The organism is Polaromonas sp. P4_H1, assembly GCF_056400945.1.
Map to the genome: position 1 here is coordinate 113,964 of NZ_JBFUKG010000006.1, position 13,700 is coordinate 127,663.

At 61.2% G+C, this 13,700-nt stretch carries 13 protein-coding genes; 11 read left to right on the top strand and 2 right to left on the bottom strand.

Translation table 11 applies throughout. The annotated features are described in order from the left end of the window. Positions 1-41 precede the first annotated feature (41 nt). Complete coding sequence (locus tag AC1DS5_RS10035) at positions 42-803, bottom strand: PP2C family protein-serine/threonine phosphatase (protein ID WP_477718215.1); 762 nt, start codon at positions 801-803, stop codon at positions 42-44. Between the two features lie 87 nt (positions 804-890). Here AC1DS5_RS10035 and AC1DS5_RS10040 point away from each other — a divergent pair, with 87 nt between their 5' ends. Together AC1DS5_RS10040 and AC1DS5_RS10045 are read left to right on the top strand one after the other, a co-directional pair. Beyond that, a complete protein-coding gene (locus AC1DS5_RS10040; RefSeq protein WP_477718216.1) occupies positions 891-1,094 on the top strand; it encodes a DUF465 domain-containing protein in 204 nt (67 codons plus the stop codon). Continuing rightward, the gene (locus AC1DS5_RS10045) at positions 1,094-3,100 is read left to right on the top strand and encodes an ATP-dependent DNA helicase (protein WP_477718104.1); all 2,007 of its coding nucleotides are present in this window, start codon (positions 1,094-1,096) and stop codon (positions 3,098-3,100) included. Before AC1DS5_RS10040 ends, AC1DS5_RS10045 begins: the two co-directional genes overlap by 1 nt. Here AC1DS5_RS10045 and AC1DS5_RS10050 read toward each other — a convergent pair. Then, on the bottom strand, positions 3,063-3,890 hold the full coding sequence (locus tag AC1DS5_RS10050; protein ID WP_477718105.1) for an outer membrane protein assembly factor BamD: 828 nt from the start codon (positions 3,888-3,890) through the stop codon (positions 3,063-3,065). The genes AC1DS5_RS10045 and AC1DS5_RS10050 overlap by 38 nt on opposite strands. Before the next feature lie 17 nt (positions 3,891-3,907). On the opposite strand from AC1DS5_RS10050, the gene AC1DS5_RS10055 reads away from it, so the two are divergent. The 9 genes from AC1DS5_RS10055 to hisS all read left to right on the top strand — a co-directional run bounded on the left by AC1DS5_RS10055 (position 3,908) and on the right by hisS (position 13,686). After that, a complete protein-coding gene (locus AC1DS5_RS10055; protein ID WP_477718217.1) occupies positions 3,908-4,942 on the top strand; it encodes an RluA family pseudouridine synthase in 1,035 nt (344 codons plus the stop codon). A gap of 101 nt (positions 4,943-5,043) precedes the next feature. Next, positions 5,044-5,796, top strand: a complete 753-nt coding sequence (gene scpB, locus AC1DS5_RS10060; protein ID WP_477718106.1) for an SMC-Scp complex subunit ScpB — start codon at positions 5,044-5,046, stop codon at positions 5,794-5,796. 10 nt (positions 5,797-5,806) lie between these two features. Then, a complete protein-coding gene (locus AC1DS5_RS10065; RefSeq protein WP_477718107.1) occupies positions 5,807-7,468 on the top strand; it encodes a pseudouridine synthase in 1,662 nt (553 codons plus the stop codon). Positions 7,469-7,585: 117 nt separating this feature from the next. Further along, complete coding sequence (gene ndk, locus AC1DS5_RS10070) at positions 7,586-8,011, top strand: nucleoside-diphosphate kinase (RefSeq protein ID WP_477718108.1); 426 nt, start codon at positions 7,586-7,588, stop codon at positions 8,009-8,011. 79 nt (positions 8,012-8,090) lie between these two features. Next, a complete protein-coding gene (gene rlmN, locus AC1DS5_RS10075; protein WP_477718109.1) occupies positions 8,091-9,239 on the top strand; it encodes a dual-specificity RNA methyltransferase RlmN in 1,149 nt (382 codons plus the stop codon). Beyond that, entirely contained in the window at positions 9,236-10,045 is an 810-nt protein-coding gene (gene pilW / locus AC1DS5_RS10080) for a type IV pilus biogenesis/stability protein PilW (RefSeq protein ID WP_477718110.1), read from the top strand. The genes rlmN and pilW overlap by 4 nt, the downstream gene beginning before the upstream one ends. Next, positions 10,038-11,048 carry a helix-turn-helix domain-containing protein gene (locus AC1DS5_RS10085; protein WP_477718111.1) on the top strand — a complete coding sequence of 337 codons (1,011 nt, stop codon included), beginning with the start codon at positions 10,038-10,040 and terminating at the stop codon, positions 11,046-11,048. Before pilW ends, AC1DS5_RS10085 begins: the two co-directional genes overlap by 8 nt. Next, a complete protein-coding gene (gene ispG, locus AC1DS5_RS10090) occupies positions 11,048-12,322 on the top strand; it encodes a flavodoxin-dependent (E)-4-hydroxy-3-methylbut-2-enyl-diphosphate synthase (protein ID WP_477718112.1) in 1,275 nt (424 codons plus the stop codon). The genes AC1DS5_RS10085 and ispG overlap by 1 nt, the downstream gene beginning before the upstream one ends. Before the next feature lie 56 nt (positions 12,323-12,378). Next, a complete protein-coding gene (hisS, locus tag AC1DS5_RS10095) occupies positions 12,379-13,686 on the top strand; it encodes a histidine--tRNA ligase (protein WP_477718218.1) in 1,308 nt (435 codons plus the stop codon). Positions 13,687-13,700: the final 14 nt, after the last annotated feature.

The window sequence follows — 13,700 nt, forward strand, 5'->3', positions numbered from 1 at the left end:
TCCTGTGCATCACGCCGGGCCGCGCCAGGTAACGCTGCCTTTTACTGGCCCAAAGGTTCGAGCTTGACGATTACCAGCGACAGGTTGTCGCCACCGCCCCGGGCGCGTGATCTGGCTTTCTGAATCAGGAATTCGGTTGCTTCGCGTGGCGATAGCATGGACAAAGCCGATCCGATTTCACTGTTGCTGAAGTAGTGCCATACCCCATCGCTGCATGCAAGCAACACGTCATCCGGGCGCAATTGCGGAATGAAGTGCAGGGTGATGGGAGGTGATTCTTCTGTTCCCAGGCAACCCATCAGGATGTTGGATTGCGGATGGACATTGGCTTCCTCTTCGGTAATTTCACCTTTGTCGACCAGTGTCTGTACGTATGAATGATCCACTGTTCTGTGGATCAGCTTGTTGCCGTGGTAGTGGTAAATCCGCGAGTCACCGGTATGCGCCCAGTGGCAGTCTCCGCCAGGATTGATGACAAAAGCTGCCAGCGTGCTGTGCGGCTCCTGTTCGGCAGAGAGCGCGGTCAGCTTGATGACAAGATGAGCCTCCTCAATGATCTGCTTGAGCATGGAGGGCGCATCATCAACGTCCGGTGCATAGCGCTCAAAAAGCTGCTTGGCAGTCAGCATGACCTGGTCGGAGGCTTTGCGCCCGCCGCTTCGTCCGCCCATGCCGTCAGCCACTACGCCCAGCATGCAACCCGGAACACGAGCGTGGGTATACAGGTTGACTTGGTCTTGCTGATAGTCCCGGTCGCCCTTATGGATTCCGGTGGATGCGGTGATTCGATAACCTTTGGACATCGTTTGATTGTTCAAGTCGGCAAGACTCGATTTATGGCCTCAATCGACGTATTATCAGATGAAGCAGCGCGTACGGACAAAAAAACCTTGGACATAAATTTACATTCCCCGGAACGGCAGCTGATCGAACTCAAAATCGAGCATGCGGACCTGGATGCCCTGCTTGACCTGGCGGTGCACACCCTGCCCATTGACGAGCTTTTGCTCAGGCGCCTGAAAAAACGCCGCCTGTTGCTTCGTGACCAGATTTCGCAACTCGAATCCTCCCTGGACCCTCCCGAACCCGCCTGATGAATCTCCTGTTTGAAGTGGAAGAGGCTTTCGCCCCGGAGGGCGTTTTGTCGCGCGCTGCCGAGCATTTTGTGCCGCGTAGCGGCCAGACCGAAATGGCGCTGGCCGTTGCGCGCGCGATTGAAGGCGCTTATCCCCTCGTGGTGGAGGCCAGCACCGGTGTGGGTAAAACATTTTCCTATCTGGTTCCGGCTTTGCTGAGCGGTGAACGGGTGCTGCTGTCGACGGCGACCAAGGCCTTGCAGGACCAGCTGTTTGGCCGCGATTTGCCCCGGCTGGTGGAGGCGCTTGGCTTGCCGGTGCGGACGGCGCTGCTCAAGGGGCGGGGGAGCTACTTGTGCCTGCATCGCATGGAGATGGCTCGCCAGGACGCCCATCTGCCCCAGGGTGTTTCAATGCGTGCGCTGGCAAAAATTGAAGAATGGTCGCAGGCGACGCGAACGGGTGATCTGGCGGAGCTTCCGGGCCTGGATGAGCGTTCGCCCGTGATTCCGCTGGTGACGTCAACCCGGGAGAACTGCCTGGGCGCGCAGTGTCCGCGTTTTCGTGCCTGCCATGTGAACCTTGCCCGCAGGGAGGCCATGGCGGCGGATGTGGTCGTCATTAACCATCATCTGTTTTTTGCCGATTTGGCTGTTCGCGAGTCAGGTGTGGCCGAGTTGCTGCCTTCCGTGCGCATTGCAATATTTGATGAAGCGCATCAGTTAAACGAGACCGGCGTGCAGTTTCTGGGGCGAAACCTCACGACTGGTCAATTACTGGACTTTTCCCGCGACATGCTGGCAGCCGGGCTGCAGCTCGCCCGGGGCCTCGTGGACTGGCAGCAGGTTGTAGGCGCCACCGAGCAGGCCGCCCGCGAGCTGCGCCTGTGCGCCGGCAAGCAGTACCCGGGGACCAAGCTGCGCTGGACGACCGAAACGCCTGAGGGGCTGGACGCTTCCGGATGGAACGAGGCCCTGGCTGCGGTTCATGCGTCCTGCGTGCAGGCCTGCGCCGCCCTGGATAGGGTCAGCGAGATTGCCCCCGACTTTGGCCGCCTGCATGAGCGTGGCGCAGAGCTGGCTGCGCGTGCTGAAAGCTTTGTTCAGGCCTGCGAGCCCGGCTGTGTTCGATGGGTCGATGTGGGCACGCAATTGCGGCTTGTCGAGTCGCCGCTGGATATTTCGAAGGCCGTGAAGAGTAAAGTGCTGGGGGCCAGCGGGGAGGGCGCGAAATCCTGGATATTTACCTCGGCGACGCTGGGCGATGATGACAAGCTGAGCTGGTTCACCCAGCCCTGCGGGCTGACCGAGGCGCAAGTATTGAGGGTCGGCAGTCCTTTTGACTATGAACGGCAGGCGGCGGTGTATGTTCCGCAAAACTTCCCCAAACCGGGCGATCCGTCCCATACAGCGAAGGTGGCGGAATCTGCAGCCGTGTGGGCGCGCCAGCTGGGCGGGCGCACCATGGTGCTGACCACCACCCTGCGGGCTTTGCGGACTATTGGGGAGGCGCTTCAACTCGCTTTCGAGCATTCGAGCGACATGGAAGTGCTTGTCCAGGGGGCCATGCCGAAGCGGGTGCTGATAGAACGCTTCCGGGAAGGCAACACCCAAGGGCGGCGGGGCTGTGTACTGGTGGCGTCGGCGTCGTTCTGGGAGGGCATTGACGTCCCTGGTGATGCACTTCAGCTTGTCATCATCGACAAGCTGCCATTTCCCCCACCGAACGATCCTCTGGCAGAAGCCCGCTCCAAACTGCTCGAATCCCAGGGGCGCAGTGCCTTCAATGACTACTTCCTGCCGGAAGCCGCCGTGGCACTCAAGCAGGGCGCTGGGCGACTGATAAGGCGGGAAACCGACCAGGGCATCCTGGTGGTGTGCGATGGCCGCCTGGCCTCCATGGGCTACGGGCGGCGTTTGCTGAGGGCGCTTCCGCCGATGCAGCGCCTGGCATCGGAGCAGGAATTAATGGAAAGGCTGGAGGCCCTTACCAGAACTTGTACCACGGGTTGTCTATCGACTTGAAGCCCTTGCTCATGTACTGGCTCTGGGGATAAGTCTTTTCCATGATGCGTCGCATGTCATCGCGCAGCTCAACCATGCCCAGCGCATCGTAGGATTTGTAGAGGATATAAGTGGCCTCCTCGAGCGCGGGAACGTCGCGGTAATCCGCGATGGCGGTCTGGGCCCGATTGATGGCGGCCACGTAGGCGCCACGGGAATAATAGTACCTGGCCACGTGCACTTCAGATTGCGCCAGTGAATTCACAATGTAGGCCATGCGCAGGCGTGCATCCGGCGTGTAGCGCGAGTCCGGGAAACGGTTCACCAGGTCCCTGAACGATTCAAATGATTCCTTGGCTGCTTTCTGATCGCGCTCTGACAAATCCTGCCGCGAGATGAACGTGAAAAGGCCGAGATTGTCGTTAAAGTTCACCAGACCTTTGAGGTACAGCGCGTAATCCAGGGCGGGACTGGCCGGGTGCAGTTTCATGAACCGGTCCAGTGTTGCGATCGCCTGCGCCTGCTCACCGCCCTTGTACTGGGCATAGGCTTTTTCAATCTGGGCTTGCTGCGCCAAGGGGGTACCGGCCGCCCGGCCTTCCAGCTTCTCGTAAAGGGGAATGGCCTTGTCGTAGGCTCCTGAGCTGGCTTCGTCTTTGGCCTCGGCGTAAATCTTGTTAGGGCTCCATGTGGCCGTTTTATCCGGCTCTGGCGTGGTGGAGCATCCCGCAATTAGAAGAAAAGACAGTGCGCAAACGGCTGCAGCAAGCGGCGATGCATTGGGAACAACCGATAATTTGGTGGAAAACATTGCGATCGACCTTCTTGATGACTGATTCTGAACAAAGCAAATTGATTATATCGGGCGCTATTGCGGCCAATGGCCTCTCTGATGAAGCTCAGGAGGAGGTAGATGGCAGCGCCGAACTCGAGTTGCGGCGGGTAATGGTCCCCGCCGGGAGCCACGGCGCCCGTCTTGACCGGGCTTTGGCGGATATTGTGCCCGAGTTCTCCCGCAGCTACCTGCAGCAGTTGATCGAAGCAGCCGTTGTGCAGCTCAACGGCCGGGCAGTCACCAAGCCATCGGCCAAGGTCAAGGCCGGCGACGAGCTCGTCATTGAGCTGCGGCCTACGCCTCAAAGCCAGGCATTCAAGCCGGAAGTCATGGCGCTGGACATTGTGTTTGAAGACCCATACCTCCTGGTGATAGACAAGCCGGCCGGGCTGGTGGTGCACCCCGCACCCGGTAACTGGAGCGGCACCCTGCTCAATGGCTTGCTGGCGCGTGACCCCCAGGCGTCTTTTTTGCCGCGCGCCGGCATCGTGCATCGTCTTGACAAGGATACCAGCGGGCTGATGGTGGTCGCCCGCCAGAGACAGACGATGGATCAGCTGGTGAGCATGATCGCCGCCCGGAGCGTGAGCCGGGAATATATTGCGCTGGCCCACGGCACATGGCAGGGGGCACGGACCCGGGAGGTGAACGCGGCAATCGGCCGGGATCCCCGCAACCGCCTGCGCATGGCCGCCGTTGACCTGGAAAAGAACGCCGGCAAGGCAGCCTTGACGGTGGTGTCCCTGCTGCAAAACGGAGAGCGTCATTGTCTGGTCAAGTGCAAGCTGCATACCGGCCGCACCCATCAAATTCGCGTGCATATGGCGCTTCTGGGCCATCCCTTGATATCCGACGGGCTGTACGGCGGGGCGGCTGCCGCGGGGCTGGAGCGCCAGGCGCTGCACGCATGCAGGCTGGCGTTTGAACACCCCATGACCGGTGCCCCGATGGAGTTCAGATCGCCGCCACCGGCTGATTTGCAGGCGGCCATGGCAAATGTGGGCCTGATATACAATCAAAGTTCGTAGTTTTCAGCTACCCGCAACATGGCGCCCCTGACAAGGAGGTTGCGCATGGATGCAATGCGCCAACGAGCGCTTTTCCCCGCCTTTTTTCGGAACGACCAATCATGAATACGACGGATGCGAAGCGCGTCCTCGAAACAGCACTCATTTGCGCGCAGCAACCGCTGCCTTTGCGCGAAATGGGGGTGCTGTTTAACGGGGTATTGACTGCCGACAGCCTCAAGCTGGTACTTGAAGACCTGCAGAACGACTGGTCGGGACGGGGCGTGGAACTCGTTCACGTCGCGACGGGCTGGCGCTTTCAGAGCCGGCCGCAGATGCGCGAGTACCTGGACAGGCTTCATCCGGAAAAACCACCCCGCTACAGCCGGGCCACGCTCGAAACGCTTGCCATCATCGCGTACCGGCAACCCGTGACGCGTGGCGACATGGAAGACATTCGCGGCGTCACCATCAACAGCATGATCCTCAAGCAATTGGAGGATCGCGGCTGGGTGGAAGTGATCGGCCACCGGGAAACCGTGGGCCGGCCAGCGCTTTATGCGACGACCAGGCAGTTTCTCGATGATTTGGGCGTTGAGTCGCTGGATCAGCTGCCCGCCATGGACAGTACGGCAGGGCAGGTTGCCATGCTCGAACAATTTGAGCTCGGCAGTGTAGAGCCTGCATTGTTGTCAGAGACATCAGAGACATCAGAGGCGCAAGGCGAAGCCGCACTTGAGCTCGCCGGCGATGAGGCAGCCGTGCTGGAACTGAGTCCGGCCATTCCGGAGGCCCTGGAGGCTTCGGCGGAGGATGTCGGTGAGCTTTCTGAACCCGAGCCCCTTGACCGGACCACCAGCGATCCCTACGCATGAATGTAAAAGCATGAATCCACAAGACCACCCGGCTCCCGATCTCCCGTCCACCCCCCCGGGCGAAGACGAAAACAAACCTGTCGCGCTGGAAAAGCCTGCGCAGGACGCTCCTGCTCCTGCTCCTGATTTGATGGCTGATAACCCCGCGGAGAAGGTGGTCGCGTCAGCGCCGGCGCTTGCCGCCGGACAGCCCGCGGTGCTGCCCGCGGCAAACACCATCCGCTTCGAGGATGTGGTGACCGGGCAGTTTGACGCTGATGAAAACGATGTGGCGCTGGAGTTGCCCAAGCGCGTGCTGTCACCTCAGCCTGAAACCCCCAAGTTGCACAAGGTGCTGGCGCAAGCCGGGCTGGGTTCCCGGCTGGAGATGGAGCAGCTTATTCTCGAGGGACGCATTTCGGTCAATGCCGAGCCGGCCCACATTGGGCAGCGCATCCAGTTCGGCGACACCGTCAAGATCAATGGCAAGCCCATACGCGTGCGAATTGACCCGCCGCCGCCCCGCGTGATTGCGTATCACAAGCCCAGCGGAGAGGTTGTGACGCACGATGATCCACAAAACCGGCCCACGGTGTTCCGGCGCTTGCCCAAATTGTTTCAGGGCAAATGGCAGTCCGTGGGGCGCCTTGACCTGAACACCGAAGGCCTGCTCCTGTTAACGAGTTCGGGCGAACTGGCCAACAAACTGATGCATCCTCGCTTTGGGCTGGAACGCGAATATGCGGTGCGGGTGTTGGGTGCGCTGAGCAACGAGGAGAAAAAGCGCCTGCTGGAAGGCGTGACCCTGGACGATGGCGTGGCGCAGTTCAGCTCCATCGAGGCCGGTGGCGGCGAGGGAGCCAATTGCTGGTACCGGGTCACTATATCCGAGGGGCGCAATCGTGAGGTTCGGCGCATGTTCGAGGCGGTGGGTCACGCGGTAAGCCGTCTCATCCGGATCCGGTACGGCGCCATGCTGTTGCCGCGCGGACTGAAGCGGGGCGCATTCGTCGAACTGGACGAGCGGGATATCTGGGCGCTGACCAATGCGGTGACCCGCTCTGAATCCCGGGCGGATCCGCGGGGCGCGCCCAAACACCCGGGTCATGCTCGCGGCGACGAAGGTGGCGAATCCCGCCCAGGTCGCGGCCCTCGCCGAAATGAGCGCTCGCGCGGAGACCGCGGGCGCCTGCCGGCCCCCGATAGCGGGCAAGCCGATGACTTTCAGCCCGCCGATGCCGATGCTGAGCAGGAGCCCAATGATCTGCAGCCGCCCCTGCACCGGATGGACTCCGTGCCCCGGGGCAACAGGCGCCGCGGAGGGAAAGGTCGCGGGCAGGGGGGTAACCCCGGTTCGCCCCCTCGCTTTGGACAGGCTGCGGGAAATGGTCCGCAGGGACCAAAGCGGCGCGATGACCGTGGGGATCGGAGCGACAAAAGCGCGGGGGGTGCCCAGCAGCCCGATCCGATGAAAACATCTTTTGGTTATATCGGTGCGGATACCTTCACCCGGCAGCGGCAAGGTCAGGGCCAAGGCCAGGGGCAACGCCGCAGTGGCGGCGGCGGGGGATCTGGCATGGGCGGTGCCGGTGGGGGGCAGCGCCGTGGCGGTGGTGGCGGGGGTGGAAACCGCGGAGGCGGCAATCGTGGCGGCGGTGGTGGTGGTGGCGGTAATCGCGGCGGGAATCGTTGAGAGCGCCAGAAGTACTTTACTTCACAGGGTTGATTCGAACACATCAGCCCGCAGGTTAAAATCAGAGGCTGTATTCAGTTTTTGAATCATTTAAAAATCCAAGGTTAAGGAAAATTCATGGCGATCGAACGCACTCTCTCCATCATCAAGCCCGACGCAGTTGCAAAAAATGTGATTGGCCAAATCTACGCGCGTTTTGAGGCCGCCGGCCTGAAAGTCGTGGCGGCCAAAATGGCTCACCTTTCACAGGGCGAGGCCGAGGCTTTCTACGCTGTGCACAAGGAGCGTCCCTTCTTCAAGGACCTGGTGTCGTTCATGATTTCCGGCCCGGTGATGATCCAGGCGCTGGAAGGCGAAGGCGCCATCCTGAAAAACCGCGACCTGATGGGCGCGACAGATCCCAAGAAGGCTGCTGCCGGCACGATTCGCGCCGACTTCGCGGACAGCATCGACGCCAATGCCGTCCATGGTTCGGACGCAGTCGAAACCGCCAATGCGGAAGTTGCATTCTTCTTCCCGGGCATGAATATTTACTCGCGTTAATCATGCTGCCCCCCATGCGTTGCTACTCCCCGCCAGGGTCGTCGCTTGCCTGGGGCGGTCCAGCCTGTCGCCCCCTGCGATGACAGCCAACCTTCTTGACTACGATCTGGAGGGCTTGGCCGCCTTTTGCGAGCGGCTCGGCGAAAAGCGCTTTCGCGCAACCCAGCTGTTTCGCTGGATCCATCAAAAAGGCGCCTCCGATTTTGGGCAGATGACAGATCTGGCCAAGTCCCTGCGCGAAAAACTTGCAGGTTCAGCCCACATCCAGGGACCGAAAGTGGTGTCCCGCCATGACTCGGCTGATGGCACCGTCAAATGGCTGTTCGATGTCGGCGCCGGCGACATCGTAGAGGCTGTTTTCATTCCCGAAACGGATCGGGGAACCCTGTGCATTTCATCCCAGGCCGGCTGCGCCGTGGGGTGCCGTTTTTGCTCGACCGGGCACCAGGGTTTCAGCCGTAACCTCACCACCGGCGAAATTATTTCCCAGCTGTGGTTTGCCGAGCATTTCCTGCGCCAGCACCTGGGCAGGCAAGAGCGTGTGATTTCCAATGTTGTCATGATGGGCATGGGCGAACCCTTGCAGAACTACTCGCAGTTGCTGCCCGCCTTGAGGGTCATGCTGGACGACCATGGTTACGGTTTGTCGCGCCGCCGGGTGACGGTGTCAACATCCGGCGTGGTGCCCATGATCGACAGGCTGGCCAAGGATTGTCCGGTGGCGCTGGCGGTGTCGCTGCATGCGCCGGAAGACGCGCTGCGCGACAACCTGGTTCCACTCAATAAAAAGTACCCGATCGCTGAATTGCTGCAGGCCTGCACCCGGTACCAGGCGTCTGCACCGCGTGACTTCATCACGTTTGAATACTGCATGCTTGACGGCGTGAACGATCAGCCCGAGCATGCACATCAGTTGGTGGCGCTGATGCAAGCGCATTCGGCAGACGGCTTGTCGTGCAAATTCAACCTGATTCCTTTCAATCCGTTTCCGGCTTCGGGCCTGAAGCGTTCAGCGATGCCGCAGGTTGCTGCCTTCGCCAAAATCCTGATGGATGCGGGCATCGTGACCACCGTGCGGAAAACCCGCGGTGACGACATTGATGCGGCCTGCGGTCAATTGGCCGGGGATGTTCAGGATCGGACCGGCGTAGACCGGCGCATCGCCGCGCAGCGGCAAGGTATGCTCGGGGGCATCAAGGTGGTTGTTGCAAAAGGGATGGATGTATGAGGTTTGCCGCCAATGTGATCTGGATGTCGGCCTGCTGGGCGGCTGTTTTGCTGGCGGGTTGTGCCGGCCAGCAAGGGATGTCCGGGCCTTCCGGTAACCGGAATGACATCGTGACCGAGTCGGATGAGCCTGATCATCGCCGGCGTGCACGCCTTCGGCTTGAGCTGGCCACCGGTTATTTTGAGCAGGGCCAGCCCAATGTTGCGCTGGATGAAATCAAGCAGTCGCTGGTCACGGATCCCACTTTTGTGGATGCTTACAACTTGCGTGGGCTGGTGTACATGCGGCTCAATGACATTCCGTTGGCCGAAGACAGTTTTCGCCGTGCACTCGCGCTGAATCCCCGCGATGCCGACGTGGCGCACAACTACGGCTGGCTGCTCTGTCAGCAGGCCCGCTACGAAGACTCATTCAAATCGTTTGCCCTGGCAACGGCCAATCCGACCTACGGCGGCCGGGCCAAAACGCTGATGACCCAAGGTGTTTGCCAGGTTCGCGCAGGGCAGCGTGCCGAGGCGGAACAGAGCCTGATGCAGTCGTATGAGCTGGATGCAGGCAACCCTGTGACAGGCTACAACCTCGCCACGCTTCTTTATGAGCGCGGTGATTTGACACGGGCACAGTTTTACATACGCCGTTTGAATAACAGTGAATTGGCGAATGCCGAAACGCTTTGGCTGGGCATCAAGACGGAACGAAAACTGAATAATCGGGAGGCTGTGTTGCAGTTGGCCGATCAGTTGAAAAAGCGCTTTGCGCAGTCTCCTCAAGCTGCCGCCTATGAAAAAGGTGCTTTCAATGAGTAACTTCGACCCGGTGCTGGCCTCCACCTTCAATTCAGAAGCAGTTTCAGGCTTCGGTCACAGCCAGAGCATGCCTGCGCTCGAACGCACGGCCGGCGATCTGCTTCGCGGCGCCAGAGAGGCGGCGGGCATTCATATCGCCTCACTGGCCGCGTCGCTGAAGGTTCCGGTCAAGAAGCTTGAAGCACTGGAGCAGGACCGGTTTGACTTGCTGCCGGACGCTGTTTTCGGGCGGGCGCTGGCCTCCAGCGTGTGCCGAACCCTTAAAGTGGACCCGGCCCTGGTGCTTGAGCGCATGCCACAAACGGCAGCACCCAAGCTAGCCCAGCGAAGCGCCAGCATCAACGCACCCTTCCGCTCGCCGGGTGATGGCCCGCGGTCTTCCCCATGGAAGCATGCTTCGCGGCCTGTTGTCCTGGCCGTGCTTGCCTTGTTGCTGGGGGCGCTGGTTTTGATTTTCCTGCCTGGCGTCGGCCATGATTCGGTGACGGGCCAGCGGGATGCGGAGGAGGGGCAGGCCAATGCCGCGTCCGCCAAACCTCAATCCCTGCCGGCCACGATGGTCATGGCGGGTGCAGGCCTGACGGACAGTGCCATGCCGGCAGCAGCGGCGGTTGCCGCGGCCGTTCCAGAGGGATCGCTTCCTGCGGCTCCGGTTGCGGAGCAGGCCGTAGCTGCGCTGGCTGCGCCAGTCTCCCAGCCGGCCAATTCACCCGCTGTGCCTGACAGTGCGGCGACGCCAGCCAGTTCAACCGTACAAGCGGCGCCCGGCGGCATTGTGACGTTTCGCGCAAAGCAGGAGTCCTGGGTTGAGGTAACCGATGCCAAAGGGGCCGTTGTGCTGCGCCGCACCCTGGGCGCGGGTGAGGTTGCGGGCGCCTCCGGCGCATTGCCGCTGGCTGCTGTGGTCGGCCGGGCCGATGCAACCCAGGTGGAGGTGCGCGGGCGGGCATTTGACCTGACTTCAGTTTCCCGGGATAACGTGGCCCGGTTTGAGGTGAAATAGTGGAGCCTTGTCTTCCCATCGAGTCGGCTTTTCCGAAAGCACGGCGTTCCACCCAGGCGCTGGTTGCCTGGGGCTCGCACGTTGTCACCGTGGGCGGCGACGCGCCGGTACGCATCCAGTCCATGACCAACACGGACACCGTGGACGCCATTGGTACCGCCATTCAGGTCAAGGAGCTGGCGCTTGCCGGGTCCGAAATGGTCCGCATCACTGTGAATACCCCTGAGGCTGCGCAGGCCGTGCCCCACGTTCGGGAGCAACTCGATCGCATGGGCATCGATGTGCCGCTGATTGGCGACTTTCATTACAACGGCCATCGCCTGCTGACGGATTACCCGGCCTGTGCCGAGGCCTTGTCCAAATACCGCATCAACCCGGGTAACGTGGGCAAGGGCGACAAGCGCGACCGGCAATTCGGCCAGATGATTGAAGTCGCCATGCGCTGGAACAAGCCCGTGCGCATCGGGGTGAACTGGGGCAGCCTTGACCAGGAACTGCTGGCCAGTCTGATGGACGACAACAGTGCGCGCGCCATTCCCTGGGATGCCCGGCAGGTCATGTACGAGGCGCTGATCACCTCGGCCATCGATTCCGCCCGTCGTGCCGAGGAAATGGGCATGCGGCGCAACCAGATCATCCTGTCCTGCAAGGTGAGCGGGGTCCAGGATCTCATTTCGGTCTACCGCGAATTGGCCAAACGCAGCGACTACGCCCTTCACCTCGGCCTCACCGAGGCCGGCATGGGCACCAAAGGTACGGTGGCCTCGGCCACCGCGCTGTCGATTTTGCTGCAGGAAGGCATCGGCGACACGATACGCGTTTCCCTGACCCCCCAGCCCGGCGAGTCCCGTACCCAGGAAGTGGTGATTGCGTCGGAGATCATCCAGGCCCTGGGGCTGCGCAGCTTTGTGCCCAGCGTAACCGCCTGTCCGGGTTGCGGACGCACCACCAGCACCACCTTTCAGGAACTGGCCAAGCAGATTGATGACTTCCTGCGGGCCCAGATGCCGGTCTGGCGCGCGCAATACCCCGGTGTTGAAGGGCTCAAGGTCGCCGTTATGGGTTGTATCGTCAATGGCCCCGGTGAAAGCAAGCATGCTGACATCGGTATCAGCCTGCCTGGCTCGGGCGAGGCACCGGCTGCTCCGGTATTTATTGATGGCGAGAAAAGACTGACACTGCGTGGAGAGAACATTGCGCAGGAGTTCCGGGTCATCGTTGAAAACTATATTGAAAAACGTTTTGGCACGCAGGCCGTCGCCGAAACCGTGTGAATCCCATGTCTGAAAAAATGAATGCCGGCCAGACGGAGAAATCGCCCTTGGCCAAAATCGAAAAACTCACGGCCGTCAAGGGCATGAACGACATCTTGCCGCCGGATTCGGCGCGCTGGGAGTGGCTCGAAGACAAAGTCCGCACGCTGATGGGGCGCTATGCCTACCGTAATATCCGCACCCCCATTCTTGAGCACACGCAGCTGTTTGTGCGAGGGATTGGCGAGGTCACGGACATCGTCGAAAAGGAAATGTATTCCTTCGAAGACCGTGCGGACAAATATGGTGATCATGACCACCTCACCATGCGGCCTGAAAATACCGCCAGCGTTGTTCGTGCGGTCACCGAACACAACCTGCTCTATGAGGGCGGCAAGCGCCTCTACTATATGGGCCCGATGTTCCGTCGGGAGCGCCCGCAACGTGGCCGTTACCGCCAGTTTCATCAGATTGGCGCCGAAGCACTGGGTTTTGCCGGACCGGAAGTGGATGCCGAGCTGATTTTGCTGGCCGCGGCGCTCTGGAAGGAGCTGGGTCTGAGCGACTGGCGCCTGGAAATCAATAGCCTGGGTCAGCCCGATGAGCGTGCCCAGCACCGTGCCCAACTGATCGCCCACCTGGAGCAGCATGCCGACGTCCTGGACGAGGAAGCACGCCGGCGCCTGCACAGCAATCCGCTACGCATTCTTGACACCAAGAATCCGGCCATGCAAGCAGTGGTAGACAGCGCCCCCCGGCTGATCGACTTTCTGGGGTCCCAGTCGCTGGCGCATTTTGAGGGACTTAAAGCCATCCTCGATGCCAACGGCATCCCCTGGACCCTGAATCCCCGACTGGTGCGCGGGCTGGATTATTACAACCTCACGGTGTTCGAGTTTGTGACCGACCGGCTGGGTGCCCAGGGCACCATTTGCGCCGGGGGACGCTATGACTACCTGATTGAGCAGATGGGCGGCAAAGCCGCGCCGGCCGTGGGATGGGCCCTGGGCGTGGAGCGTGTGCTGGAGCTCATCAAGGAGCAGGGTGCCGCCGTCACGCCGCCGGTACCCGATGCCTATGCGGTGATTCCCGAGGCATCTGCCTTGCCCGTCGTTCTGCAAACCCTGCAGGCCTTGCGCGCGGCGGGGGTGAGTGTGCAGATGCACGCCGGTGCCAGCGCCGACGGCATGGGCAGCATGAAGTCCCAATTCAAAAAGGCCGATGGCAGCGGCGCGCGGTTTGCCCTTATTTTCGGTGCCGCCGAGCTGGCGCAGGGCCGCGTGGCCGTCAAACCGCTGCGGGGGGAAAAGGCTGATGCGGCGCAGGTGCAAACCCTGCAGCCACTGGACGACGTGTCCGCCTGGGTTCACGCCTTGCGCGCCTAGCCTTGCATTTCGCC

What these genes read in the sequence shown, in the direction of transcription:
- AC1DS5_RS10035 (WP_477718215.1), bottom strand. Translation starts at nt 803, where the DNA reads ATGTCCAAAGGTTATCGAATCACCGCATCCACCGGAATCCATAAGGGC.
- AC1DS5_RS10045 (WP_477718104.1), top strand. Translation starts at nt 1,094, where the DNA reads ATGAATCTCCTGTTTGAAGTGGAAGAGGCTTTCGCCCCGGAGGGCGTT.
- AC1DS5_RS10050 (WP_477718105.1), bottom strand. Translation starts at nt 3,890, where the DNA reads ATGTTTTCCACCAAATTATCGGTTGTTCCCAATGCATCGCCGCTTGCT.
- AC1DS5_RS10055 (WP_477718217.1), top strand. Translation starts at nt 3,908, where the DNA reads ATGACTGATTCTGAACAAAGCAAATTGATTATATCGGGCGCTATTGCG.
- scpB (WP_477718106.1), top strand. Translation starts at nt 5,044, where the DNA reads ATGAATACGACGGATGCGAAGCGCGTCCTCGAAACAGCACTCATTTGC.
- AC1DS5_RS10065 (WP_477718107.1), top strand. Translation starts at nt 5,807, where the DNA reads ATGAATCCACAAGACCACCCGGCTCCCGATCTCCCGTCCACCCCCCCG.
- ndk (WP_477718108.1), top strand. Translation starts at nt 7,586, where the DNA reads ATGGCGATCGAACGCACTCTCTCCATCATCAAGCCCGACGCAGTTGCA.
- rlmN (WP_477718109.1), top strand. Translation starts at nt 8,091, where the DNA reads ATGACAGCCAACCTTCTTGACTACGATCTGGAGGGCTTGGCCGCCTTT.
- pilW (WP_477718110.1), top strand. Translation starts at nt 9,236, where the DNA reads ATGAGGTTTGCCGCCAATGTGATCTGGATGTCGGCCTGCTGGGCGGCT.
- AC1DS5_RS10085 (WP_477718111.1), top strand. Translation starts at nt 10,038, where the DNA reads ATGAGTAACTTCGACCCGGTGCTGGCCTCCACCTTCAATTCAGAAGCA.